Below are 23,772 nucleotides of genomic sequence, written 5' to 3' on the forward strand. Positions count from 1 at the left end.
TGACAATGGATTTGGTACCGCTTGCAATTCAAGAAATCAAGTTGATCACGCCCAAGCGCTTTGGCGATCATCGCGGGTTCTTTTCTGAGACCTACAATCTGGACAGTTTTACCGCCTGCGGAATTGATACGGTCTTCGTGCAGGATAACCACTCGCTTTCCGGCACGTCCGGCACGATACGCGGCCTGCATTTCCAATCCCCTCCGAAGGCACAAGCGAAGTTGGTGCGCTGCGGGCATGGTAGGCTGTTTGACGTCGCTGTCGATATCCGCAAAGGTTCGCCCACTTTTGGCCGATGGGTTGGCGAGGAACTCAGTTTTGAGAATGGTCGAATGATGTTAGTACCCGCAGGTTTTGCACATGGTTTCATGACCTTGGAGCCTGATACTGAAATTATCTACAAGTGCTCGGAAGTCTACGCGCCTGAAACAGAAGGCGCCATTCGGTGGGATGATCCCGATATTGGAATTATTTGGCCGCTGGACATGGCTGAGCCGCAATTGTCAGATAAAGATAGTGTAGCCCCGTTTTTGCGCGAGATAGAGACCCCGTTTACGATTGAGGATAGTTAATGAAAATCATGGTCACGGGCGGTGCAGGTTTTATCGGTTCTGCTGTTATCCGCCGCGCGATTGCCCAGGGGCATTCGGTCGTGAATGTCGACGCTCTTACTTACGCCTCTTGCCTGGATAATGTCGCCTCGGTAGCGGATGCGTCAGGTTATGCGTTCAAAAAGGCCGACATCCGGGATGCGGGTGCAATGACGTCGATTTTGGAGCAGTACCAACCTGATGCGATCATGCATCTGGCGGCTGAAAGCCATGTGGATCGCTCGATCGATGGCCCTGCGGCCTTTATCGACACCAATATAACCGGGACATATGTGTTACTGGAAGCAGCCCGTGCATATTGGCTGAATTCCGACAAACCCGACAGCTTTCGCTTCCATCACATCTCGACCGATGAGGTTTTCGGGTCGTTGGGAGAAACCGGTTACTTCACGGAAGACAGTCCTTATCAGCCCAATTCTCCCTATTCTGCCTCGAAGGCGGGCTCAGACCACCTTGTACGGGCTTGGCGGGAAACGTATGGCCTGCCGGTGGTTGTGACCAATTGTTCGAACAACTACGGGCCTTTCCAGTTTCCGGAAAAGCTTGTACCGGTCGTGATCCTCAACGCGTTATCTGGAAAACCCATCCCAATCTACGGGGCAGGGGACAATATACGCGACTGGCTGCATGTCGAAGACCATGCCGAAGCGCTGCTACTTGTGTTGGAAAAGGGCAAGCTGGGCCGAAGCTACAACATAAGCGGCGAGAATGAGATGACCAATCTCGATCTGGTCAAAATGCTCTGTGCGATTTTGGATCGGTTGAAGCCGGGAACAACGCCATATGCCGATCTGATCACCTTCGTCACCGACCGCCCTGGCCACGATCGTCGCTATGCTATTGACCCGACCCGCATCCGGGAAGAACTGAATTGGCGACCTTCTTACACACCAGAAACGGGGCTTGAGCAATCGGTTCAGTGGTATCTGGACAATCGCGCGTGGCTAAGTGCGTTGCAGGCGCGTAGCGGAGTGGGTGAGAGGCTTGGAATAACAAAATGAAGGCACTGATGTTCGGTTATGACGGGCAGGTGGCCACTGAATTACGGCGGCAGGCGAAATTGCATGGTGTCGAAGTCGAGGCGCTGAAGCGTTCTCAGGCGGATTTGTCTGACCCGTCGGCCTGTGCTGCGATTGTCCGGAATACGGATGCCGATGTAATTATCAATGCCGCCGCTTACACAGCGGTCGACAAGGCTGAAAAGGAACAGAGGCTGGCTCAGCTGATCAATAGTGATGCGCCGGGTGCCATGGCAAGCGCGGCGGCCGATCGTGACCTGCCATTTTTGCATATCTCGACAGATTACGTTTTTGATGGGTCGGGTGATGTGCCTCGCACAACCGAAGACCAGCCCAACCCTCTGGGTGTGTATGGTCAGACCAAGCTGGACGGAGAGCGCCAAGTTGCTGAAGCAGGCGGATGGCACGCAATTCTGCGCACAAGCTGGGTTTTCTCGGCTCATGGGAACAACTTCGTAAAAACCATTCTCAGGCTCGCCGCAGCCCGAGACCAGTTGGCTATTGTCGCTGACCAGATCGGGGGGCCGACACCAGCTGCCGATATCGCCGGCACACTGATAACCATCGCCATGCGTGGCAAACAAGCAGACGGGGGCGTGTTTCACTATTCCGGCGCTCCCGAAGCCAGTTGGGCAGATTTCGCACGGGCGATTGTATTGCAGGCGGGCTTAGACGTTCAGATCGTGGATATTCCGACCGATAATTACCCAACCCCCGCACCCAGGCCGCTGAATTCACGCCTCGAGTGTTCGCGCCTCAAGGACACTTATGAAATCTTGCAACCTGACTGGAAAACCAGCCTGATCAATGTATTGGCCGAGCTGAAGACACAGGCGCCTGAACCCTGAGAGGACAAGTTATGCAGCGCAAAGGTATTATTCTTGCCGGTGGGTCCGGCACCCGGCTTTACCCGATCACCATGGCGGTTTCGAAGCAGTTGCTGCCGATCTACGACAAGCCAATGATCTTTTATCCCCTCAGTGTGCTCATGCTGTCCAACATCCGAGAGATCGCAATTATCACTACCCCGCAGGATCAGGATCAGTTCCAACGCCTACTGGGCGACGGCAGCCAATATGGGCTTTCGCTGACCTGGATCACACAGCCTTCTCCGGATGGTCTGGCACAGGCGTATTCGCTGGCCGAGGGTTTTCTTGCAGGTGCTCCGTCAGCGATGATTCTGGGTGACAATATCTTTTTCGGCCACGGCCTTCCGGATCTGTTGCTAGAGGCAAATGAGCAAATGCAAGGCGGGACAGTATTTGCTTATCGTGTAGCCGATCCCGAACGGTATGGAGTGGTTGATTTCGAGGGTAAGAAAGCACGGGGCATCGTTGAAAAACCCAAAGTTCCACCCTCGAATTACGCAGTAACCGGGCTTTATTTTCTTGATGGGGACGCACCGGCACGGGCGCGACAGGTCCAGCCTTCTGAGCGTGGTGAGTTAGAGATTACTTCGCTGCTCGAGATGTATCTTAAAGAAAGTCTGTTGAACGTTCAGACCATGGGTCGCGGCTTTGCTTGGCTGGATACGGGCACCCATGGGTCTTTGTTGGATGCCGGGAACTTTGTGCGCACACTCACTGATCGACAAGGCCTGCAAACCGGCAGCCTGGACGAGATTGCCTGGACCAATGGCTGGATTGACGATGCGGCGTTGGAAGAGCGCGCCCAATTGTTCGTCAAATCGACCTACGGTGCGTACCTAAAAAACCTGCTGAACTGAGCCAGGGGTGCGCCGCTCTATGGATTTGTATCGACGTGAAATGCCGACCTTTGAACCCCTATCTGCGCGCGATCCTGCCGGACAGATCGAGTAGAATTCAGTCTGATGCAACACCTGTCCTCGTATTTTTCTGGACGACATCCCAAACGGTTTCCTGCATCAATTGCGCAGCCTCTGAACCAAGATCATCCGCAATTGTACCGTCCGCCTTTGCCAACTTGTGCGGCAGGCCGACCGGAGATGTCTGATACAGTACCGCATAGTGTGTGAGTGCAACGAGATATAGACCGTAGTCACTAAGGTGAATGTTGTCCGAAAACAGATCACTGCGATTAGAAATGGGGCCGATACCCCCACGGTTTTCAACCTCTCGCACAAACTGCGCCATGACCTGACCGGCAGGTATGATATAGACTGGTTCTGGCTTATCCTCATATGTTGCGGCACGGCGGAGGATTTCCGTCTCCCAATAGCGCTCTAGATCATTGTCCAACCGTTCCAGCCAGTCTTCGGCGCCGTCCAACATGTGCCAGGTTTCGTACAGGTAAATGCGCATCTCTGGATTGGATTGTCTCCCGAGTTGCACCCATTCATGTAGGTATTTTGCACTGTCGAAGTATTTGATGGCGTCGCGTATTTCGACCATCTCGGTTAACACAAGTGTGTCGTAGTCTCCGGTCGCAATCGCCTCTCTGGCGTCCTGATGCCCCGAAGGCATGTTCCTTATCTCGAATCCGTTGATGGTTTCGTCCGGCTCCCAATGCGCCATCAATGGGGTGCCCCAACCCAACTGACTGCTGAAATTGTGCTCATTCCCGGCCAGTTGCTTTACCATCAACGGCATGTCAGGGCCAACTAGGCTATGGCCAAGGTGAAAGACATTTTGTGGGGTAGATGGCGCAGGGGCTGGCGTATCATACAGCGCATTGAAAGCTTCAGCGTCCATCGGCTTGCTCGTGCCAAGCCGCATGAAACCGGCGAATGCGGTCAATGCAAGCAAGGCGAATGCTGGAACATAGCGTTTAAGTCTGATCATAAAACTTGTGCCTGTGCGCTGTTGAGAACGGTATTTCGGCAAAACCTGCGTAGGTGAAAATAAAGTTCCTGATGGTGATCAGTCGGGTTTCGACCGACAGGGTCTCGGTCTGTTTATTCGCCTTCAGGACAAAACCTGTGCAGTTTTGAAATGGCAGCTCTAACTCTACCTCGTTAAACCCAATCACCTGCCCGGTCAGCGGATAGAGTGCTTTGTAAATACTCTCTTTCACACAAAAAATTTGTGTCGCCAGCCGTCGATGCTGAGCAGAGCCTTGGGTGTCCAGCCAGGCCCGTTCGGACGGGGTGCAGATAATCTCTTCGAATTCAGAACCCAGCGGCGCCTCTGGTTCAACATCGATGCCGATGCTGACTTTGTGATAGTCATGTGCCACGGCCGCAATACAGATGTCGTCACTGTGGGTGATGGAGCCCACAATTCCGGCAGGCCAGACCGGACTGCGATCCGCGGCCATTGGGATGGCGTAAGAGGGCAAGTTCAAGTCTTTCATCGCCTGGCGCGCAGCCGCACGGCCCGAAGCAAATTCCAGCCGTCGCTTGTTGAGGGCATTCGCCATGGCTGGTTCTTCTTCCGGCAACAAGGCCCCATTCAGCGCTTTGGGGTCCGTTACCCCAACGCCAATATCTGGGCCAAGTACATTCTGTAACTCGGCTCTTATCTGCTCAAGCCGGCTCACGCAGAGCGTCTGCGCGCCCGCATCTCGCGCCGCCGTGCCATTGCATCGCTGCGGCTGCTGGCTTTATCGGGTGATGGCTGGGCAGAGGCAGTTTCAGTTGACTTTACGCCCGTCTTCTTTTCAACCGTCTCGGCCAACGCCGATAGGGTCGGGAACCGGAAAACATCAGTAATGCTGAGGTTCGGCACATTCAGGTCTTTGCGAATTTCACGATGCGCCTGCACCGCCAGCAAGGAATGCCCGCCAAGATCGAAGAAGTTGTCCCGCCCGCTGATGTCAGAAACGCCCAATAATTGCGACCAGATCGCAGCAATCTTTTGTGCGACCGAACCGCCAGACACTGGTGCGGCCGCCCCAGGCGTGACCTGAGGTTTCTGATCCACAGGAGCAGGCAAGGCCTTGCGGTCCACTTTCCGGTTCGGAGTTAACGGAAAGCTGCCCAAGGTGACGAAATGCGTTGGCACCATGTATTCCGGTAGTTTAGAAGCCAGAGCCTGGCGCAATATCTTTTCATCGACAGGCTGATCGACAGTCATATAAGCCGCGAGTTGCACCAGATTGGGCGTATCTTCGCGCGCGATGACAACCGACTGACGTACACCGGATTGCGCGTCCAGCAGGCTTTCGATCTCGCCCAATTCGATACGGTAGCCACGCAGTTTGATCTGAAGATCGGCGCGGCCCAGGAAATCGAGCCGTCCGTCCGTCCGCCAGCGCACAAGGTCTCCGGTACGATAGAGCCGAGCGTTTGTTATCTCCGAGAACGGATCGGGGAGGAAACGCTCGGCGATCAGATCTTCGCGCTGCCAATAACCGCGGGTGACACCGGCACCGCCAATATACAACTCTCCGGCCATACCAATGGGGACGGGGTTCATGTCTTCGTCCAGCACATAGACCTGCGTATTGGCGATCGGAGTTCCGACATTGACCACGCCCTCTGCGGCCGTCGCGGTTTCCGTCGTGGACCAGATCGTCGTTTCCGTGGGTCCGTACATGTTTTCGATATGCGCCGGAGACAGCTTGTTGATCTGTTTGACGAGAGATCCGGGCAACGCCTCGCCGCCAATCATTATGTGTTTTACCTTGGAGAGGGCAAAGCGCGCCTCATCACTCATCAAGATCATCTGCGCCATGCTTGGAGTGCATTGCAGATGGCTGACCTTATGGCGAATGATCTGGGTAGCGATGGAATAATCATCCTCAGCCAGTTCTGTACCCTGATTTGACAGGCGCAGTACTTCGGCCAATGGCTTTAACCCCTCCATCACCTGAGCAACCGAGATTCCGTAGTCAATCAGGCAGGCAATCTCATCGACACCAATCCGTTTCAGTTCCTCGACGCGGTTCAGGCAATCTTCGAGGGTACCGAACAGACCGGAATCCTCGAAATAACGAAGGAAGGCGAAATCGAGGATGCCTTCCATTTCATCTTCGGAGAGACTACCCAAATCCAGTTGGAACGGGTTAGACACACCTTTGGGTTTCTTGAAGGCGGGGAAGGCCCAAGCATATTGCTTGATCAGCCCGGCAGCCGAACGCAAGTAGTCCTTCATCGGCTCGCGTGCGACTTCGCGCACCTCTTCGCGATCCTGCCCAACATAGGTGTGCAGCATCAGAGTGACCTTGTAATCGTCGGGATCATAACCCGCTTCGCGCAAGGCAGTGTGGTAGATGCCGATCTTGTCAGCGACCTCTTGCACGCTCTGACCCAGCAGGTGAGTCAGGACATTGGCCCCGATGGCCCCTGCCTCGCGCCAGGTATCCGGGTTTCCAGCGGTGGTAACCCAGACGGGTAACGTTTTTGAGACCGGGCGCGGTTGCGTAACCACACCATGCATGTCCCCGGACTTGGTGGGGAACTCTACCATTTCACCGGCCCAGAGCTGGCGTAGAGTGTTGATTGCTTCAAGCATCGCGGGTTTGTTTTCGGGCGGCGTATTCTCGGGTCGCAGAACGAAATCATCAGGCTGCCAACCCGAGGCGATGGCAAGGCCCGCGCGCCCATTGGTAAGATTGTCGATCACCGCCCATTCCTCGGAAATGCGCGCAGTATGGTGCAAGGGCGCAACGCAGCTGCCCGCGCGCACACCGATATTCTCGGTTACGGCTGCAACGGCTGCGCCAGTAACCGAGGGGTTAGGGTAGGGGCCTCCGAAAGCGTGGAAATGACGCTCGGGCGTCCAAACCGCGCAGAACCCGTTCTGGTCGCCGAACCTCGCGCCCTCAAGAAGCAGTTTGTATTTGTCACGCCCAACGCCATCGTCGTTGCCCCAATAGAACAGGCTGAACTCCATCCCTTTGCCGGTGATGGATTTGCCCGGGGCTGAATCCCCAGCCACCAAAGCACGGTTCTCGTCGTCGCTGAGGACGAGTTTGAACCCGCGCGCCAAGGTCCAGAACAATTCGAGCACCGAAATGTCGAAGGATAGGCTGGTCACCGCAAGCCAGACTCCGGCAGGGTCATAACTGATGCGATCATCCATGCCGGTGAAAAAATTCGACACGTTGCGGTGCTCGACCATTACCCCTTTGGGCCGCCCTGTCGAACCCGAGGTATAAATCAGATATGCGAGGTTGGAAGAGGTCACGCCGCTGTCGACATTGTCCGTCGGTGCGCTTCCCAACCGCTCATCCGTGTCCAGCAGCAGAGGTTGCGCGCCGTGGGCTGGTAAGCCGGATGCCAGCGCAGATTCCGTCAGAACGACCTTTGCTCCGCTATCCTCAAGATAAAGTGCCGTCCGGTCTGCTGGGTAGGCTGGATCCATGGGAACATATGCTCCACCTGCCTTCAAAATACCCAGTGCACCAATCAGCAAAAGCGGAGAGCGTTTGACATGTAAACCCACAAGCGTGTCAGGTCCCACGTCCAATTCGCGCAGGACATGTGCAACCTGATTGGCCAATGCATTCAATTCTGAGTAAGAAAAGCTGAGGTTTTCAAAGACCAACGCAGGAGCATCCGGCGTGCGTTCGACCTGTGCTTCGAAATGCTCGTGTACGCAGGTGGTCTCGTCATAGGCGATGGATGTGTTGTTCCAGTCCATCAGGATCTGGGTGCGTTCGGTTTCTGGAATAATGGGAAGTTCGGCAATCGGCTGATCCGCAGTGAGCGGATCAGACAGCGAGGCAAGAAGATTCTCCAATCGGGCGGCAAACAGATGCAGGGCCGCCTCTGAAACATGACCGCTGTCGGCGAACAACATGGCCTGCCCGTCGGATGTGGCGAGTGTCAGACTTGTGCCCGGTATGAGCCCAATTGATATCGCGTCTGCCAGTCCTATCACAGGCGTTTGCAACGGCGCCACGCCCGGCAACCGTGCCGGTAGATCGCAGGCAAACGGACCCAGTTCGCACGCTTGAATGATGCTTTGATCAAAGCGTTGTTGTGCGTCCGCGAATGTCTGTTCCGCGGTAAAGCGCACAGGAACCCAGCTGTTGAGATAAGGCGAGGCCGCTTTGTTCAAGCAAAGCGCCAGGTCGAAGGTTGAGGCATCCCCAAGGCGCGACATGAGAGTGGCCAGTGCAGCTTGAACCGCGCTCTCTGCAAGACCTGCAGGCACATGCAGAGCCTGCGATCGCGGAGCGCCCGACGGCAAAGCTGAATTGATCAGAGGAATGTCGACAGATTGCAGCGTTTCCAGCCGAGCGCGCCACTCCGGCTCGGCGGTCAGCGTATCTGTGATGACCTGATTGATTGAGACCGTCTGTTCGGCAGTCAGCGTGGGCAGGGCGCTGCCGCCGTTCAAAACGCCATCAGTCGGCACAGGCGTGCCCAGACCATTCTGCAAGTTGCCGATCTCGAGCGCCCCCTCACCGGTGGCGACGGTCAAGCTCTCGGCGCTGCTGGCAAGAATAGTGCCGGGCGCGGCGTCGGATTGCTGATGGTTTACTCTGGCCGAACCGATCAGCCAGATATGACCATCGCGCTCTACCTTCGGACGGCAAAGTGGGTTCCAGTAGTCTCCGTGATCCAGCGCACGGACCAGTGAGACCAGTTCACGCGCGGGCTTTGCAAAATCCAACCGGGCCGCTGCCTCGGGGCGATCGTTTTTGGCAAAATAGCTTCGTTGCGACAAATCCTGAGGGGCCGGAGCCTGACCCGTTTCCAGCGCTAGGATCACATCGCTAAAGCTTTCGATCGCGGCGCCATAGCATTTGGTGTTCAGCGTCAGAGCGGTTTCGTTGTCGCTGATATCGAACAGATTTTGAGCGACGATGCCACCCTCATCCACACCGCCCGAGATCATGTGCCAAGTAATCCCGTGCTGCGTTTCGCCATTCAGTATCGCCCAAACTGGCGCGTTCAGGCCCGCATAGCGTGGCAGCGGCCCGTCATGGAAATTTACAGCGCCCTTTTGAGCTTTGTCCAAAAGTGGCTGAGGCAGCAAATCAAGGTTGGCGATGCTGAACAACCAGTCAAACGGCGCCCCTTCGATGCGAACCAGCAAATCCGGGCCAGGCGTATAAAAGGGCAGCGAATGGGACTTTGCCCAATCCTCGACATCTGAATTGCGCGTGGCCACCCCCTGAATGCTGTGCCCCGCCTCCAGCAGCATTTCCCCGCATTGAATGACAAGGGATTCATGGCCGATAAGAAATGTGCTGAGCGACATCATTACTCTCCAATAACAGGCTTGGACAGGGTGTCCTGTTTGCCTTTGCGCATTAGTGCGCGGAAACAAGCGGACAGATCATGCCAGGCAAGGGTACGCAAAAAATAAGGTGGAACACCACTGCGCCTATTTGTGATTAAGCAACGCAGCCAATGCAGAAAGCCACCTGCCAAATGCACGCATGTGGCGCAAGCGGCATAAAATGCTCCGTGGTTCTTAACAAAATAATGCAGGCGGGAATCAAACCAGTAAGTCGGCACCCGGCTCCAGGTTTTCATGCCGGTTGAAACAGAACCGATGTGCATGACTTCACTGGGGCGCACGTAGTCGGTGCGATAACCCGCCTTCCTGGCCCGTCGACACAAGTCCGTTTCCTCGAAGTACAGGAAAAACCGTTCGTCAAAGAGGCCGATCTCATCCAGAACGCTCTGCCGCATCATCAGGCTGGCACCGGCCAACCAGTCAACCGGGCGGGTCTCAGACGGGATGGGAATAGGAACGATCCGGTTCTTGAACAGTCTGGTGACGGGCCCGAATTTGATAGCTGCCTCGAATTCGCCGGCAATTGTGGGGAACCGAAAGCTGGTCAGGTGCGGGTCATCGTCTTCGCCATAAATATAGCTGCCTGCAAAACCTGCTTCTGGCGTTGATTCCAGATGCGTTAGCAACAGGTCGATGGCGTTGGGGCTAGGGAAAGCATCGGAATTCAGGATGTAGACGTAATCGGGTCGTGAGCCATCGGACAAACCGGCCCGAATACCCACATTATTACCCGCGCCAAATCCGCCGTTGTGCCCAGATTGTATGACACGCACATGATTGTCCCGGTCCCAGCCCTGTTTCTGAATATGGGTCGAGATAGCCTCGAAAGAGCCATCCTTTGAATCATTGTCCACGACGATGATCTCTCCCGCGATCCCGGCCATCGCCTGCCGTGCAGCATTGATTGACCGCAGGGTCATGTCCGGTGTTTTGTAGTTCAGGATAACCGTCAGTAGTTTGGGGCCAGACATACTCATTCCGCCGCTTCCTGCAGGGTGGGGCGTGGGCGCATGACCTTACGTTCGGCATTTTCCAGACAGGTCTTCATCTGCGCTGCCAACACACGGACATTAGGTTCCAACACCATCGAGTCATGGTCGCCCGGAACCTCAAACACTTCGATTTGCGGTGCCCAGGATGTCCAGTCGTTGTCATGAGTGAGATAGTGCCGATCAGGATGTATCAACTGGTCTGGGCCCACTTCCCACTTCCCAACCAATGGTGGGCGGAACAGTGTCAGAGGGCCATCCCACGGGCGCAGCGGGTAAGTCGCCACACTTTCCAGAAAGGCGGCCTCGATTTCAGTGTCATGGAACTGCTGGCCTGTTTCGGTCGTCTCGTTTCTGGGTTGACGTTTTTCTATTTCCCAAGCGATCCGGTTCTTGGCCCATTCGATCGGGTAGCTTGCACCCTTGTCGCGCATCTCCAGCCACTGGATCATCAGGCGGTCTCGCTTGGTCAGAGGACGGCGCACGGGCAAGGGCGTATCCAGCATGATCATCGCGGCGATCTCTTCACCGGCCTCGGTCAACTGGCGCGCGATCTCATAGGCTGTAATGCCTCCACCCGAGAAGCCACCAAGCATATACGGGCCCTTTGGCTGTACCTGCCGCATCTCGGCGATATAATCGGTGGCGGCCTCACGCAGATCGCGATGGGGTTCCTCATCGCCATAAAGTCCGCGCGCCTGCAGGCCATAGAAGGGTCGGTCAGTGCCTACCAGATGCGCCAGATGGCGCAGGTTCAACACGTTGCCGAACATGCCCGCCACCAGAAAGAATGGTGTCTTTGGCCCACCTTCACCGGAATGCATCGGCACCAGATGGGTAAAGCGGCGTTCCGGCGTGGCTGGGGCTGCAGAAGGTGCGTCTCCCTCACCTCCGTCTTTCGGCACACCGCGGGCGGCGATCAGGTCGGCGCATTTACGGATGGTCGGCGCCTCGAACAGGACCGAGATTGGGAAGTCCACGTTATAGGCTTTACGAATCTGCGCGAACAGACGTACCGCGATTAGAGAGTGCCCGCCGAGATCGAAGAAACTGTCTTCGACACCGATCTCATCGACGCCCAACAGCTCTTGCCAGAACCCGGCCAAGCGCCGTTCGATGTCATTTTCTGGCGCGACATAATCTGAGTCCAACTCAGGCCGCTGAAACTTCTGATCAGTGCTTTCGGTGGATGCCCCACTGTCGGCAGCCTGCGCAATCAACCCGCTTAGATCAAGCGAGGACAGGATGATCTGCGACTGTCCGCTGGCGAGCGCCTTGAAGAACAGATTGGGCCCTTCGGCCGCAGGAATGCCCTGAGATAGGTTATGGCGCAGACGATCTTCGGCTGGGGACAAGGGGGCCGGGGTATCGACCTCAGAAGTGACCGCAGGGGCGCTTTCGGTGAAGGCGAAGTCCACCGCATCCTCCATCCGGTGGATCGAGAAGCCTTCAACTTCGATGCAGATCGTTCCATCCGGAGCGGCGATGGTGACATCGAAGCTGGCGGTTTCGCCCTCGGCCCGGTTGTCGCCCGCATTGCGGACCCAACTGACGATCTGCGCAGGCAGCGGGGCAAACACGCGCACGGATCGATAAGAGACCGGCACCCACAGGTGTGAGGCCTGATATCCCGCAATCAATTCCATCGCCCAGCCTGTGGCCAGATCCATCAGGGCAGGGTGCAGGTGATAGCCTGCCTCCATATCCGTCTGCAGGCCCTCGGGCAGTGCTAGATGAGCAAGACCTTCATCCTGCCCCAGCGCGGTCGAGGTCAGTACCCGCCAGCGCGGACCAAAATTCAGATGCGCCTCCTGTGGGGATCGCAGACGCCCTGCACCCTCGGCCTGATGGGCCGGGCCGCAGCGGGCCGCGATGGCCGCTACGTCTAACGGCGCAGGCGCGATCAGTGGTAGCAGCGACAGGCTGGCCTGTGCATTCAGTTCGAACGCGTCATTGGACCCGCTCTCGACCGTCAGATCATAGCCGACATCACTGCGGGGCAGGCGCAGTCGGACCTGTTGATCTTCGCTGTCCGACACCGCAAGCGGGCGCAGGAAATACAGGTCTCGAATTTCAAACGGGCCAGTTTCGCCCTGTACCTGCAGCGCTTCAGAGGCCAGCTCCAGATAACCGGTACCAGGCACCAGAGCGTGGCCAGCCTTGGTCCGGTGATCGTTCAGGAACCAACGGTCATGGGCGTTGTAGGTCGCAGTCAGCAGGCGATTGCCAGCGTCATCGAAACTCGCCTGATCCAGCATCGGAACATCCGCCGAGGTGATGGGTGCGGGTTCAATGGTCCCGGTCCGCACGTCCATCGCGTCGGCTGCCATGCCAACGTCGGCCCAGATGCCCCAGTTGATTGAAAGAACCTGCGTTCTCCCTCCTGCGCGGGCGCGGGCATAAGCGTTAAGATAGTCATTGGCGGCCACATAATCGACCTGACCCACCGGTGCTGTCGCCGTCGAGCTGGACGAGAACAGAACCAACCAGTCCAACGACCCATCAGGAAAGATCTGGTCGATGACCTGCGTGCCGTGAATCTTGGGGGTAAAGACATCCTCAATCTCCATCATGGTCTTGGTCATGATAGGAGCGTCATCGATCAACCCGGCGGCATGGATTACGCCGTTGATCTCGCCGAATTCCTGCATCGCGCTGGCAACACATTGGCGCATCTCTTCGACGTTGCTGACATCCACCGACATAGGCAACACTTTCCCGCCAACAGCTTCCAGCTTTTGGATGGCGCGAATACGGCGAGCGATCTTGTCCTGCGGGGCCGAGTTACTCACAACGTTTTCCCATTGGTCCCGTGGTGGCAGCTCGCCGCGCGCGAGCAGAACGATATTGGCATTCACCTTAGAAACAAGTGCTTCGGCGAGCGTCAGGCCAATGCCGCCAAAACCGCCGGTGATCAGATAGGTGCCACCGTCGCGCAGGGGCAGGTCGTCTAGAGAAGGTTCTGCCAGAGCCTGCGGGCGATAGCCCTGTTCAAAACGTTTGCCTGCGCGGATTGCCGCTGTGAACGACGCGGGCGGTGCCAGCAGATCTTCTAGCACCTGATCCGCCAGGCCTTCCGGCAGGGCAGGCGCGCGGCGTTTGCCAGCGCTTTGTGGCAGATCGATATCCAGCAATGCGCAGGTCAGGCCGGGGAATTCGCGCGGAATCACACGGGTCGGGCCAGTGACAGTCGCTTTTTCCGGGTAGGGCAGGGCCTCATCCCGAACCTGCAATGCGCCCGAGCTCAGCACATGGAGATGCAGAGGCATCGGCAGGTCTTCATCCCCGATCGCCTGCGCCAAGAAGAACAGGCTGTAAAAGCCCTGCTCAAGATTGCGGTGGAAGAAGCTGCCGCCGGGACGGAAGGTCTCGGCCTGTGTCAGCAGCCAGCCATGCACGATCCGGGTCGGAATGCGTTCTTGCGCGACCAGATCGCGGATCAGCGCATCGTAGCTTTCGCGCCCACGTTCCGGGGCAAGTTGATAGTGATCCTCATTGATCCGCGCAAAGGCATCTCCCGGTGTGACTGTGATCACCTTATGCCCGGCTTGTCTCAAACGCTCTGTCAAGGTGGTGCAGAGTCCGGCGTTATCTGCAAATATCAGCCAGCTTTCCTGCGCCGCATCTGACAGATCGTCCGTCACATCGACATCGCAAGCCGAATATTTTGGCGTCCAGGCAACGCGATAGCCCCAGTCGGCGCTATCTTCAGTGCGCATCAACCATTGGCTGGCCGTCTCCGCCTGCGTCTTGCCGGGTTCGATGAAATAGGGCGAACGCTGGAAGGCATAGGTCGGCAGAGGTACCCGGTTGCGGCGCGCCTCACCCCAGATCTGTTCCCAGTCGAACGTTCCGCCCAATGCCCAAACCCGGCCCAGCATGGCCAGAAAATAGGCATCGTCAGCCACATTATCATTTGGGTGGCGCAGGCTGCTGATCACCTGATTAGCGTCCACCTTGTCATGTTGCCCGGTCAGCGAGGCCAGCGCTTTTCCCGGCCCAACCTCGATATAGATGCGTTCGGGGTTTTCGGACAGTGTGGTGATGCAATCGGCGAAATGAACGGTGTTGCGCAGATGACCGACCCAGTATTCGGGGTCCGTGGCCTCAGCCTCGGTGATCCAATTACCGCTGCGGTTCGAGGGGAATGGGATCTGCGGCGCCTTCAGTTCAATCGAGCGCAGATAGTCGCCGAAATCCTGCAGGATCGGCTCCAGCATCCGCGAATGCGCCGCGATATCTATTGGGATGCGTTGACAGTCGACGCCCTGATTGTGCAGGCGTTCTTCCAGATCATCCAGCGCCGCCTGCGGTCCAGTTGCAACGCTCAGGCTTGGGGCGTTGACAGCACCCAAATCAAGGTCATTGCCCAATAACGGACTTAGATCGACGGCGGGCAAGGGGACGCTCAGCATCCCGCCGGCAGGAACCGTATCGAACAGACGCCCACGCAGGTGCACCAGACCGATGCAATCCTCGAACGACATAACACCGGACACGCAAGCGGCGGTGTTTTCTCCCATCGAATGGCCAACCAGCGCGGTGGGGGTCACACCCCATTCCATCCACAGTTTCGCCAGCGCATATTCGGTAATCATGATCAGCGGCAGCTGCACCGAGGGTGTTTTCAACCTCTCATCTGCCGCCTCTTCCTGACCCGGTTTGGGTAACCAAATTGTGCGAATATCGTAGTCGATCTTGGCCTGCAGAACATCCAGACCACGGTCCATCCAGTCGGCAAAGACCGGCTCGGTCTCATAGAGGTCCCGTGCCATGCCTGCATATTGCGCCCCTCCGCCGGGGAACATGAACACATGCTCGGGCGCGTCCGAGATCACCGTATGCGTGAACACCCGGCGCGGATCATTTTCCTCAAAGATCGCGGCGGCTTCCTCATGGGTTTCAGCGACAATCACACGCCGTTTCTCAAACCCGCGCCGCCCGTTTTTCAGAGTCCAAGCGATGTCCGCCAGGTCCTGATCGGGATTGGTGCGCAAGTGCTCGGCCAGTGCCGCGCTGTTGGCGTCCAGTGCCTTTTTGCCCCGCGCCGAAACCGTGAGGATTTGAAACGGCCAATCCGAAGGTTCGGACGCGGTGCGTTCGGGCGCTTCCTCCACAATGGCATGGGCGTTTGTTCCGCCAACACCCAGAGAATTTACCCCGGCACGACGCGGCCCCTTGTGCGAGATCCACTCAGTCAGGGTGTCATTCACCCGGAAGGGGCTGTTTTCAAAATCAATCGCCGGGTTGGGCGTTTCATACCCAAGGCTGGGGGGGATCTGCTTGTGATGCAGCGCCAGAGAGGTTTTGATCAGACTTGCCACACCAGCGGCTGTATCCAGATGACCAATATTGGTTTTGACCGAACCTAACCGACAGAACCCCGTTTCCTGCGTCGTCTCCGAGAACGCCTGTGTCAACGCAGCCACTTCGATCGGGTCGCCCAGATAGGTGCCTGTGCCGTGGCATTCGATGTAATCCACTGTGTCGGCAGTTACATCTGCCATTAAATGCGCCTCAGAGATCGCGGCGGCCTGGCCGTCGACGGAAGGCGCCAAATATCCGGCTTTGGCGGCCCCATCATTGTTGATTGCCGTGCCGCGGATCACGCCCCAGATATGATCGCCATCTTTGATGGCATCGGAAAGGCGTCGTAGAACGACAACGCCTGCGCCAGAACCAAATACGGTGCCTTGGGCGCGATGGTCGAAGGCATGGCAATGGCCGTCAGGCGACAGCACCTCTCCTTCTTTGTAGATATACCCTCTGTTTTGGGGGAATTCGATCGTAACTCCGCCTGCAATTGCCATATCGCATTCGCCAGTCAACAGGGCCTGCGCCGCATAATGCGTTGCTACCAGCGAGGTCGAACACGCGGTCTGCACGTTTACACTTGGCCCTTTGAGGTCGAGGATATGGCTCAGTCGAGTCGAAAGGAAATCCTTGTCGTTGCCGGTATGGCGCAACAGGAACATGCCCACATCGTCAACCAGATCTCGGTTTGAACAGACATTGAAATAGAAGTAACTGCCCATACCACAGCCAGCGAAGACGCCAATGGGCCCGGAAAAATTCTCTGGCGGATGCCCCGCGTTTTCCATCGCTTCCCATGCGACCTCCAGAAACTGGCGGTGCTGAGGGTCCATAATAGCTGCTTCTTTGGGGGAAAGACCAAAGAACTCGGCGTCAAATTCTTCAAACCGGTCCAGAGGTGCGGCAAACGGAACATAGTCAGGCCGTTCGAGAAGATGCGGAGATTCGCCATTAGCAAGAAGATGTTCCCTGCTGATCTGGCGGATAGATTCCGTTCCGTCGCGCAGGTTGAACCAATAGGCATCGATTGAAGACGCACCGGGCAAATGTGCAGCCATGCCAACGATTGCGATGTCGCCGTCCCTGGCAGAACTATTGACTATTGAACCATCCATTATTTAACCAATTCGAATATAATCTTTCTGGGCAAACTTCTGCAAACAGCGCTTGTGTCCGATAGCTGAGTTTTTCGACGACTTTCTTGCCAGCCTGTCGGGCGTTGTAGTTAGTCTAGTAAGGACATTTTTCTTTGGCAAATCAGTTCTGGCGAACCAAAATTCATGAAGAAGACTTGTTAGGTGGAAATTTAAACTTGCGGTCAATCCTGCTGTTATTCCGCTATTGTTGATCTTCCGGCGCTGTACCGGGCGACATTTCAAAAGCGAACGACAGAACCCATGTGATTCTGATTAAGGCCTCCATGCAAATTCTCGACCGATTGAAAAGAACGCAAGAGGGCTCGTCGCACGCCCCAAGCCATCTTCATCTCGGACGCGGTAGTTCAGGCCGGCGTTAACTACCCACTCGGATTCAAGTTCATAACTGTACACTGCATTTAGGTCCGTACGCTTAACCCGCGGGTCAACGGCGGTGTCGTCAGTAAGTACCTGTGTTGCCGACAAACCAAGTCGTGATGAGGGGCCCAGACCAAAGGTATAAACGATATCCAGAATGTACTCGTCGCGAAACACGTCATCGTCGGTAATCACGACATCGCGGTCGAAAAACACTCGAAGCTCGTTTTCGCCAAAGACCTGCTCATAGTTTAATGAGCCAATTGGTTCAGTTTTGCCACCATCGGTGTGCGCAACACCCAGACTTGCCGACAGGCTGCCGCCAAAGACTTCCCGGCTGCGGCCAACCCGCACACGATTTAGACGCCCGGCCGTTGCGAGTTCCGTCCCAAAGTCGAGTGTCGCAGTGCCGTTGGTCAAGTCATGTTCAATACCAAAGTCTCCGATCGGACCGGTAGTGACGGTATCTCCTGCGATATCACGCCGATCATCAATGTCGGTATACCCAAGCCCAAAATTAACGCGCGTGCGCGCCGAAAGTTCGTGAGATATTCCAACGATAATGTCTCGGGTTCTTCGATCCCTTTGATCTTCGTCATCTTCCTCAAAACGTTCGGCACTAAAATCGAGCGTAGCCGTCGTCACAGGAGACAGGACAAAACTCATGCCCGCTCCGGCACTGATAGTACTGCTATCAAAAAGTGTCGGGCTTGTTTGGTCAATATACTGGAGCTCCCGCGCATCCACCCGGAAATAGTATCCAATCAGATCCTGTCGTCCGAAATCCATCTGATAAGCAAGGTTGTATTCACGCCGAGTGCCATCACCCGTCAGATCGGGAAAATCAGACGGTATCTGCAGAACGCCTTCGTCATCGACAAAAGTCCTTAGCGAACGCGAAAATCCGATATCGTAACTTGAAAAGTTTGCTCCAAAATCGAGGCCGGCATTGGCGCCCTCACGGATATAATCAAGGTCGAATATTGAATCGCCAATATCGAACTCACTGCCTCTATCGGGTAAATCCGACCAGCGCAGCGCAGTAACCGCATCCAGGCTGAGGCTCTGAATCGGGGTTTCGCTGGACAATCCGAAGGACAAGATCGTGGACGCAATTGTTCCCTGGTCTTCTTCAGGGACATCGAGGGTGAGGTTTTCTCCGGATTCTATGCGTTGCGCAATGCCCAGCGACATCTGAGTGCCGCCAGGGTCCAGATCCACACCCTGAGCTTTGGCTGGATCGCTATTGATTACCACAAGACAAACAACGGCAAAAATCGTCGTTTGCAGAAGTGACTTTTGCTTCACTGCACCGCCCCTTTTAGGGGTTACTCGAACAAGCGCCGTTGCGGGATTACAATCACATCACCGTCGGCCAACTTAGTCGATCCCCCTGTACCCGTGCCGTCTAACATCGCATCATAGTTAAACTGGTACACTGTTTCTTTGCCTGACTTGTCCGTGCGGCGTAGCATTATTCGCTTTGTGGCCGCAAACCTGGAAAACCCACCCATTTCTCCGAAAAACTGCAGGATCGTTGTCCCGCGCACCGGGTTGTGCCGGCCCGGTGAACCGGCTTCCCCAATCACATATACATCTATTGTGCGCGCCGGCAGTGGCTCTCTTGGTACGTTGAGTGCGCCGAGCGACACAAACACATTTGGTTGAGAGGCAAAGTTCGGAGCGAGCAATCGCGCAAGATCACCGCTGATCTCTTCAACGCTTCGCCCTCCGGCACGTACAGATCCTGCCAACGGCACATTGATTCTTCCGTCGGGACGCACCAGAACCTCTCGATTCAGGCTTTCATCTTCCAGAACTTCAATACGCAGCGTGTCCCCGGATTGAATTCTGTAACCTTGTGCCATGACCGGCAAAGCAATAGAGCCAATGATGATTGAGACGAGCAACGCGACAATAGATTTCATATTCATACTCTTCCGTTTTGCCTTGAGCCCATTCCGACTTCTCGCCGGATGCTCGCAAACATTACACCGGCTCATTTTGGCTTTCTTTTTTTTGAAATGCCACGTTTTCTTCAAACAATCTCAAAGTTGGTCGATTCTTGATGCAGCTTGGCTACGATGCCATCTGCTTGTTTGGGGCAATGACATAATTGTGCCATATTTGCGCTTTTGCTTCGCCGCATTAACGCAAGAAAATAGCAGTTAATCAGTAGCGTTGAGGACTTCGTAAGAATGATTGTCGGACTAATCTTGATGGGAGTTATTGTTGGAGTTGCCTCCGGCGCCACAGCTCTGTTGATTGGATCATCTTTAGGTACGGCTTTATTCATCTATGTGTGTTCTGGTTGTGTGTTCGTCTTTGGAGTGGGTGCCGCACTGATAATCCGTCCAACAAAGACCTGCCCTTCTTACCCGGAACACGTGACAGCGCACTGACAGAGGCGAATGTGACGCCAGACGAACTCATTCGTCAGAAGGCAAAGAGCTCAATAGCTCGCGCGCTCTATCAGCCTGCGAAACTTGCTGATCACCGAACAACTCGACCGCTTTGGTTAACGCCTCTATTGCATTCTCATTGCGTCCTAGCGCTGCGTAGGTTTCCCCTAAATGGTAGTGAACCAAGGGGTTCCCTGGCAAATTGGATGCCGCAGAATTCAGGTAATCCAGCGCTTCCGTAAGGTTGCCTCTGCGAAAAGCAATCCAGCCGTAAGTGTCCTGATATGCAGGGACATCAGAACCACGCAACCGCCGCGCAACCGCGTAGGCTCTTGAAAGGCTCTCCTCATCATCACGATAAGTAGTGATCAGGCTGGCCAGATTGTTTGCAACGATCTGATTGCCCGAATTTTCGAGATAAAGTTCTTCATAAACTTCGATGGCACCCTCGTAATCACGCAGACGTTCCAGTTGTCCGGCCCGCAGATACTTGGGTAAGAAAGCATCCGGCTCAGCGGCCGCAGCGGTGTTTATAACGGCGGTCAATTCTTCTTCACGTCCTTGAGAAATCAGAATGCGGCTGAGTTGACGCAAAGCCCGCACATCGCTGGGGAAATCCGTCAGCAAGGCCCGGTAGGATTGTTCGGCCTTATCCACGTCGCCTTCAACAATTTGTAGGCCCGCTTGAATAAATCGCAGATTCGGGTTGTTGGGATCCTGCGTCAATCGTTCATTCAGTGTCGCGCGGGCTTCTTCCACTTGGTTGTCCTGAATGAGCGCATCAATCAGATTGGACAGAGCCACAATGTTGTTTCCGTCCGCTTCAACCAGCTCGCTCAGGAACGCGACGGCTTCGTTTGTTCGGCGCTGGCTCACCAGCAATGCGGCCTCGATTCGATCAGCGGCCGCATCACCATCTGGACTTCCTTGCGCCCGAAGCTGCCACACCACGCGCGTCACACGATCCCAGCTCTGTTGGCGCAGCAGAATTTCACCCATGGCGGCCAGCAGATCGATATCGAAGGGATTCACATTCAGCGCATCCGTAAGTACCGTTTCAGCGACATCCAGACGGTTCGACTTCAGCAGGAACTCTGCATAACGTAAGGATTCCCCGGATGCACGACCAGAGGCTTCGACCGCCAGCGCATAGCGTTCGCCAGCAAGTTCGCGGGCGCCGGTACGTTCATGGGCTTGTCCCATCAGCACCATGATACCGGGATCGCGGGGCGCACCCGCCTGAGCGGCACGAAGTGTTAGGATGGCATCCTCGGGACGATCATCTTCGATCTGCCAGGCCGCGCGCATTTTCAAAGCTTCGACATGGCCTTGCGATTCAGAAAGCACTTTATCAACCAGTGCTTTCGCACCGGGCGTATCACCGGTGCTGAACAGCATCCGCGCGAGGTTTACCTTTAGATTTGCCGTTTCTTCCGAAGCTTCTGCCCCGTCCAGCAGCTCTTGCATCGTAGCTATTGCCGCGTCTGAATTCCCTTCTTCGAAGTCCAGAGCTGCGCGGGTCGCAAGATATGTATTGTGTTCCGGGTTCTCGGCGATCAAGCGATCCAGCTCATTCCGAACGGAGTCGGAATCTTGGGTTTGACGCAGGAAATCAACGATCCGCAGATTTTCGATTGGGCCAGCTTCAGGCGCTTCTGCAAGCTTGCGCAAAAATGCTTCGGCTGCTGCCAGATCGTCCTGCTCCATATACCAAGCAAGCAGCATGTTCCGAGCGGGCAGATCTTCAGGAAAACGCTCTGTCATGGCCCGGAGTGCTTCACCGATCGCCAAATCTTCTCTTTGAGCGGTCAGGATATTCAACCTGATCACATAGAGGTCATATTCATCGGGCAGATGTGTAAGCGCTTCATCAATCCGTCGCAAAGCACGATCAAAATCTCCTGCTGTAACGTCATAGTTGACTAACAAACGCCATGCCAAACGGTCGGATGGATTCTCTGCAAGCACGGATTCTGCAATTGCCTTCGGCGCATCCAGAGCTGCAGTATCACCCGATTGTGTGGCTTCTCCAAAATCTAGAACCGCGTTCAGGAAAACAACATCACTGTTCTCTGGCGCCAGTTCGCGGGCGGCCCTGCCATGGCGAATAGATTCTTCCCAGGCGTTAAACTCCAAAAGCAAGCGGGTCAAAGGAATGCGGGCTTCGACATTATCGGGGTTCTGTTCAACAACGCGCAAGTACTGGCTTATCGCTTCCTGTTTCTCGCCCGTCTTTGCCAGCATACTGGCATAAAGGAGGCGTCCATCCTTGTGCTCAACATCAAATTTGATCACGTTGCGCAGCTCGACCAGAGCACGAACGACATCACCCTCTTCCAGCAGTTCAAGTGCAGATTGATAATGCCGTTCCGCGCGTTTTTTTGAGTCATCGCACCCAGTCAGAAACAACGCGGTAATTATCACGGCAAGTGGCAGAACAGACAGACGGTGCAACATCAGTAACTTTCCAGCAGGGCAATCCTGCCGACAGAATGCGGCTTTAAATTCACATTTTGAAGAGGCTTAGTAACCAGTGCCGCGCAGCACCACTCCGGCTGTAGCGAACAAGACACTCAGGTCCGTCCTAAATGACAGGCATTCGGAATAAGTCGCGTCAAAGTCAGCCCGGCTGGCAAAGCTGCCTTCATTTCGATCCGAAACCTGCCACAGACCGGTGATGCCCGGACGCAATGCATAATATGCTGTGCCGGGATAGAGCCCCTGCTGATCTGGCATCATGGGGCGCGGGCCGACAAGGCTCATATCCCCTGTCAGAACGTTGAACAGTTGCGGCAACTCATCCAGAGATGTTTTACGCAATACACGGCCAAGCGCAGTAATCCGTGGGTCGTTCTTGAGCTTCTGCGTCTCGTCCCACTCTTTGCGAGCAGCCGGATTGTCAGCAAGATAACGATCCAGCTGCGTGTAGGCGTTGGGTACCATGCTACGTAACTTCCACATCGTGAAGAGTTTGCCGTTTCGTCCTACGCGCTTTTGTCCATAGAATGGATTCGTGCCATCACAAGCAATAAGCGCCGCCATGCCAAGGATGAACGGAAGAACAATCGGCAGCGCGAGGACGACAAATACAAGATCAACAGCGCGTTTGAAAATCTGAGGATATGCTCCCGGCGATTCGGAAGACGCTGAGACGATGCCATTCGTCTGAGATGCGGAGCGGAGATAGCACGAGAAACTGGTATCTTGAACAGTCATAATCTATATTTCACTCTTTACCAAAGGCCTTACAAAACGGCCCAATTTACCCACACATGCCCTGAAAGTAGGGCTCTAAACAACTTCGGCTGCTAGTATGATTTATGTCAGAATTAAGTCTGCAGCCGTATTCACGCCATCATCTTAACACTATTTTAAGCAATAGCTCAAACCCACTAATGCAAAAAAGTAAAAACTTGGACTACATCAAGGCCAATCTGATGATCAGAGCCGAATTGTTTCCGTACTTTGATCAACCTATGGACCTGAGGGCTTAAAGGGGTGTTCGGCAATTGTGCGACAATACTGGCTTGTCCTTGTCCCAGGTTAACCTGGTCAGAGAGTCACATACTTCACAGTGCGAAGGCAACTGAGCTGTTATTGTCGTGAATGAGTTACGAGGTGAACCACTATTAGTATTATGAATTATATATATTTTTTACGAAGAGGTGCGCGCGGTGCAATTGTTGAATCGAACCTCGCAAAGGTAGTGTTGGTTGGTCGCTCGAAGACAATCGGACCTGATCGAACCATTGGCCGGGGTAACCGGCCGTGTACGCCGAAATGATCGCAAAACATGTTGAGAGGATC

General features: G+C 55.3%; 13 protein-coding genes. 4 read left to right on the forward strand and 9 right to left on the reverse strand.

The annotated features are described in order from the left end of the window. The first annotated feature begins 5 nt into the window (after positions 1–5). Genes rfbC through rfbA form a run of 4 tightly spaced genes read left to right on the forward strand, consistent with a single transcriptional unit; the run spans position 6 to position 3,356 of the window. Entirely contained in the window at positions 6–572 is a 567-nt protein-coding gene (rfbC, locus tag BLU89_RS09860; protein ID WP_074736669.1) for a dTDP-4-dehydrorhamnose 3,5-epimerase, read from the forward strand. Further along, the gene (rfbB, locus tag BLU89_RS09865) at positions 572–1,612 is read left to right on the forward strand and encodes a dTDP-glucose 4,6-dehydratase (protein WP_074736670.1); all 1,041 of its coding nucleotides are present in this window, start codon (positions 572–574) and stop codon (positions 1,610–1,612) included. Before rfbC ends, rfbB begins: the two co-directional genes overlap by 1 nt. After that, positions 1,609–2,478 carry a dTDP-4-dehydrorhamnose reductase gene (gene rfbD, locus BLU89_RS09870; RefSeq protein ID WP_074736671.1) on the forward strand — a complete coding sequence of 290 codons (870 nt, stop codon included), beginning with the start codon at positions 1,609–1,611 and terminating at the stop codon, positions 2,476–2,478. Before rfbB ends, rfbD begins: the two co-directional genes overlap by 4 nt. A gap of 11 nt (positions 2,479–2,489) precedes the next feature. Continuing rightward, positions 2,490–3,356: a glucose-1-phosphate thymidylyltransferase RfbA gene (gene rfbA / locus BLU89_RS09875; protein ID WP_074736672.1), complete on the forward strand. Its 867-nt coding sequence runs from the start codon at positions 2,490–2,492 to the stop codon at positions 3,354–3,356. Between the two features lie 97 nt (positions 3,357–3,453). Here rfbA and BLU89_RS09880 read toward each other — a convergent pair whose 3' ends face one another. The 9 genes from BLU89_RS09880 to BLU89_RS09920 form a co-directional block, all read right to left on the reverse strand. Beyond that, a complete protein-coding gene (locus BLU89_RS09880) occupies positions 3,454–4,392 on the reverse strand; it encodes a hypothetical protein (RefSeq protein WP_074736673.1) in 939 nt (312 codons plus the stop codon). After that, positions 4,379–5,089: a 4'-phosphopantetheinyl transferase family protein gene (locus BLU89_RS09885; RefSeq protein WP_074736674.1), complete on the reverse strand. Its 711-nt coding sequence runs from the start codon at positions 5,087–5,089 to the stop codon at positions 4,379–4,381. The genes BLU89_RS09880 and BLU89_RS09885 overlap by 14 nt, the downstream gene beginning before the upstream one ends. After that, positions 5,086–9,705: a MupA/Atu3671 family FMN-dependent luciferase-like monooxygenase gene (locus BLU89_RS09890; RefSeq protein ID WP_083347721.1), complete on the reverse strand. Its 4,620-nt coding sequence runs from the start codon at positions 9,703–9,705 to the stop codon at positions 5,086–5,088. The genes BLU89_RS09885 and BLU89_RS09890 overlap by 4 nt, the downstream gene beginning before the upstream one ends. A 2-nt stretch (positions 9,706–9,707) precedes the next feature. Continuing rightward, positions 9,708–10,718: a glycosyltransferase family 2 protein gene (locus BLU89_RS09895; protein ID WP_074736676.1), complete on the reverse strand. Its 1,011-nt coding sequence runs from the start codon at positions 10,716–10,718 to the stop codon at positions 9,708–9,710. A gap of 2 nt (positions 10,719–10,720) precedes the next feature. Continuing rightward, positions 10,721–17,164 carry a type I polyketide synthase gene (locus BLU89_RS09900; protein ID WP_074736677.1) on the reverse strand — a complete coding sequence of 2,148 codons (6,444 nt, stop codon included), beginning with the start codon at positions 17,162–17,164 and terminating at the stop codon, positions 10,721–10,723. A gap of 294 nt (positions 17,165–17,458) precedes the next feature. Continuing rightward, on the reverse strand, positions 17,459–18,871 hold the full coding sequence (locus tag BLU89_RS09905) for a hypothetical protein (protein WP_074736678.1): 1,413 nt from the start codon (positions 18,869–18,871) through the stop codon (positions 17,459–17,461). Positions 18,872–18,891: 20 nt separating this feature from the next. Continuing rightward, complete coding sequence (locus tag BLU89_RS09910; protein ID WP_245709730.1) at positions 18,892–19,605, reverse strand: polysaccharide biosynthesis/export family protein; 714 nt, start codon at positions 19,603–19,605, stop codon at positions 18,892–18,894. Between the two features lie 387 nt (positions 19,606–19,992). Then, positions 19,993–22,422 (reverse strand): tetratricopeptide repeat protein, encoded by a 2,430-nt coding sequence (locus BLU89_RS09915; RefSeq protein ID WP_074736679.1) that lies wholly within the window; start codon positions 22,420–22,422, stop codon positions 19,993–19,995. Positions 22,423–22,488: 66 nt separating this feature from the next. Then, entirely contained in the window at positions 22,489–23,181 is a 693-nt protein-coding gene (locus BLU89_RS09920) for a sugar transferase (RefSeq protein WP_074736680.1), read from the reverse strand. Between the last annotated feature and the right edge of the window lie 591 nt (positions 23,182–23,772).

The organism is Ruegeria halocynthiae (genome assembly GCF_900106805.1).
Lineage (GTDB): Bacteria > Pseudomonadota > Alphaproteobacteria > Rhodobacterales > Rhodobacteraceae > Ruegeria > Ruegeria halocynthiae.

What these genes read in the sequence shown, in the direction of transcription:
- rfbB (WP_074736670.1), top strand. Translation starts at nt 572, where the DNA reads ATGAAAATCATGGTCACGGGCGGTGCAGGTTTTATCGGTTCTGCTGTT.
- rfbD (WP_074736671.1), top strand. Translation starts at nt 1,609, where the DNA reads ATGAAGGCACTGATGTTCGGTTATGACGGGCAGGTGGCCACTGAATTA.
- BLU89_RS09895 (WP_074736676.1), bottom strand. Translation starts at nt 10,718, where the DNA reads ATGTCTGGCCCCAAACTACTGACGGTTATCCTGAACTACAAAACACCG.
- rfbA (WP_074736672.1), top strand. Translation starts at nt 2,490, where the DNA reads ATGCAGCGCAAAGGTATTATTCTTGCCGGTGGGTCCGGCACCCGGCTT.
- BLU89_RS09920 (WP_074736680.1), bottom strand. Translation starts at nt 23,181, where the DNA reads ATGACTGTTCAAGATACCAGTTTCTCGTGCTATCTCCGCTCCGCATCT.
- BLU89_RS09890 (WP_083347721.1), bottom strand. Translation starts at nt 9,705, where the DNA reads ATGTCGCTCAGCACATTTCTTATCGGCCATGAATCCCTTGTCATTCAA.
- BLU89_RS09880 (WP_074736673.1), bottom strand. Translation starts at nt 4,392, where the DNA reads ATGATCAGACTTAAACGCTATGTTCCAGCATTCGCCTTGCTTGCATTG.
- BLU89_RS09915 (WP_074736679.1), bottom strand. Translation starts at nt 22,422, where the DNA reads ATGTTGCACCGTCTGTCTGTTCTGCCACTTGCCGTGATAATTACCGCG.
- BLU89_RS09900 (WP_074736677.1), bottom strand. Translation starts at nt 17,164, where the DNA reads ATGGATGGTTCAATAGTCAATAGTTCTGCCAGGGACGGCGACATCGCA.
- rfbC (WP_074736669.1), top strand. Translation starts at nt 6, where the DNA reads ATGGATTTGGTACCGCTTGCAATTCAAGAAATCAAGTTGATCACGCCC.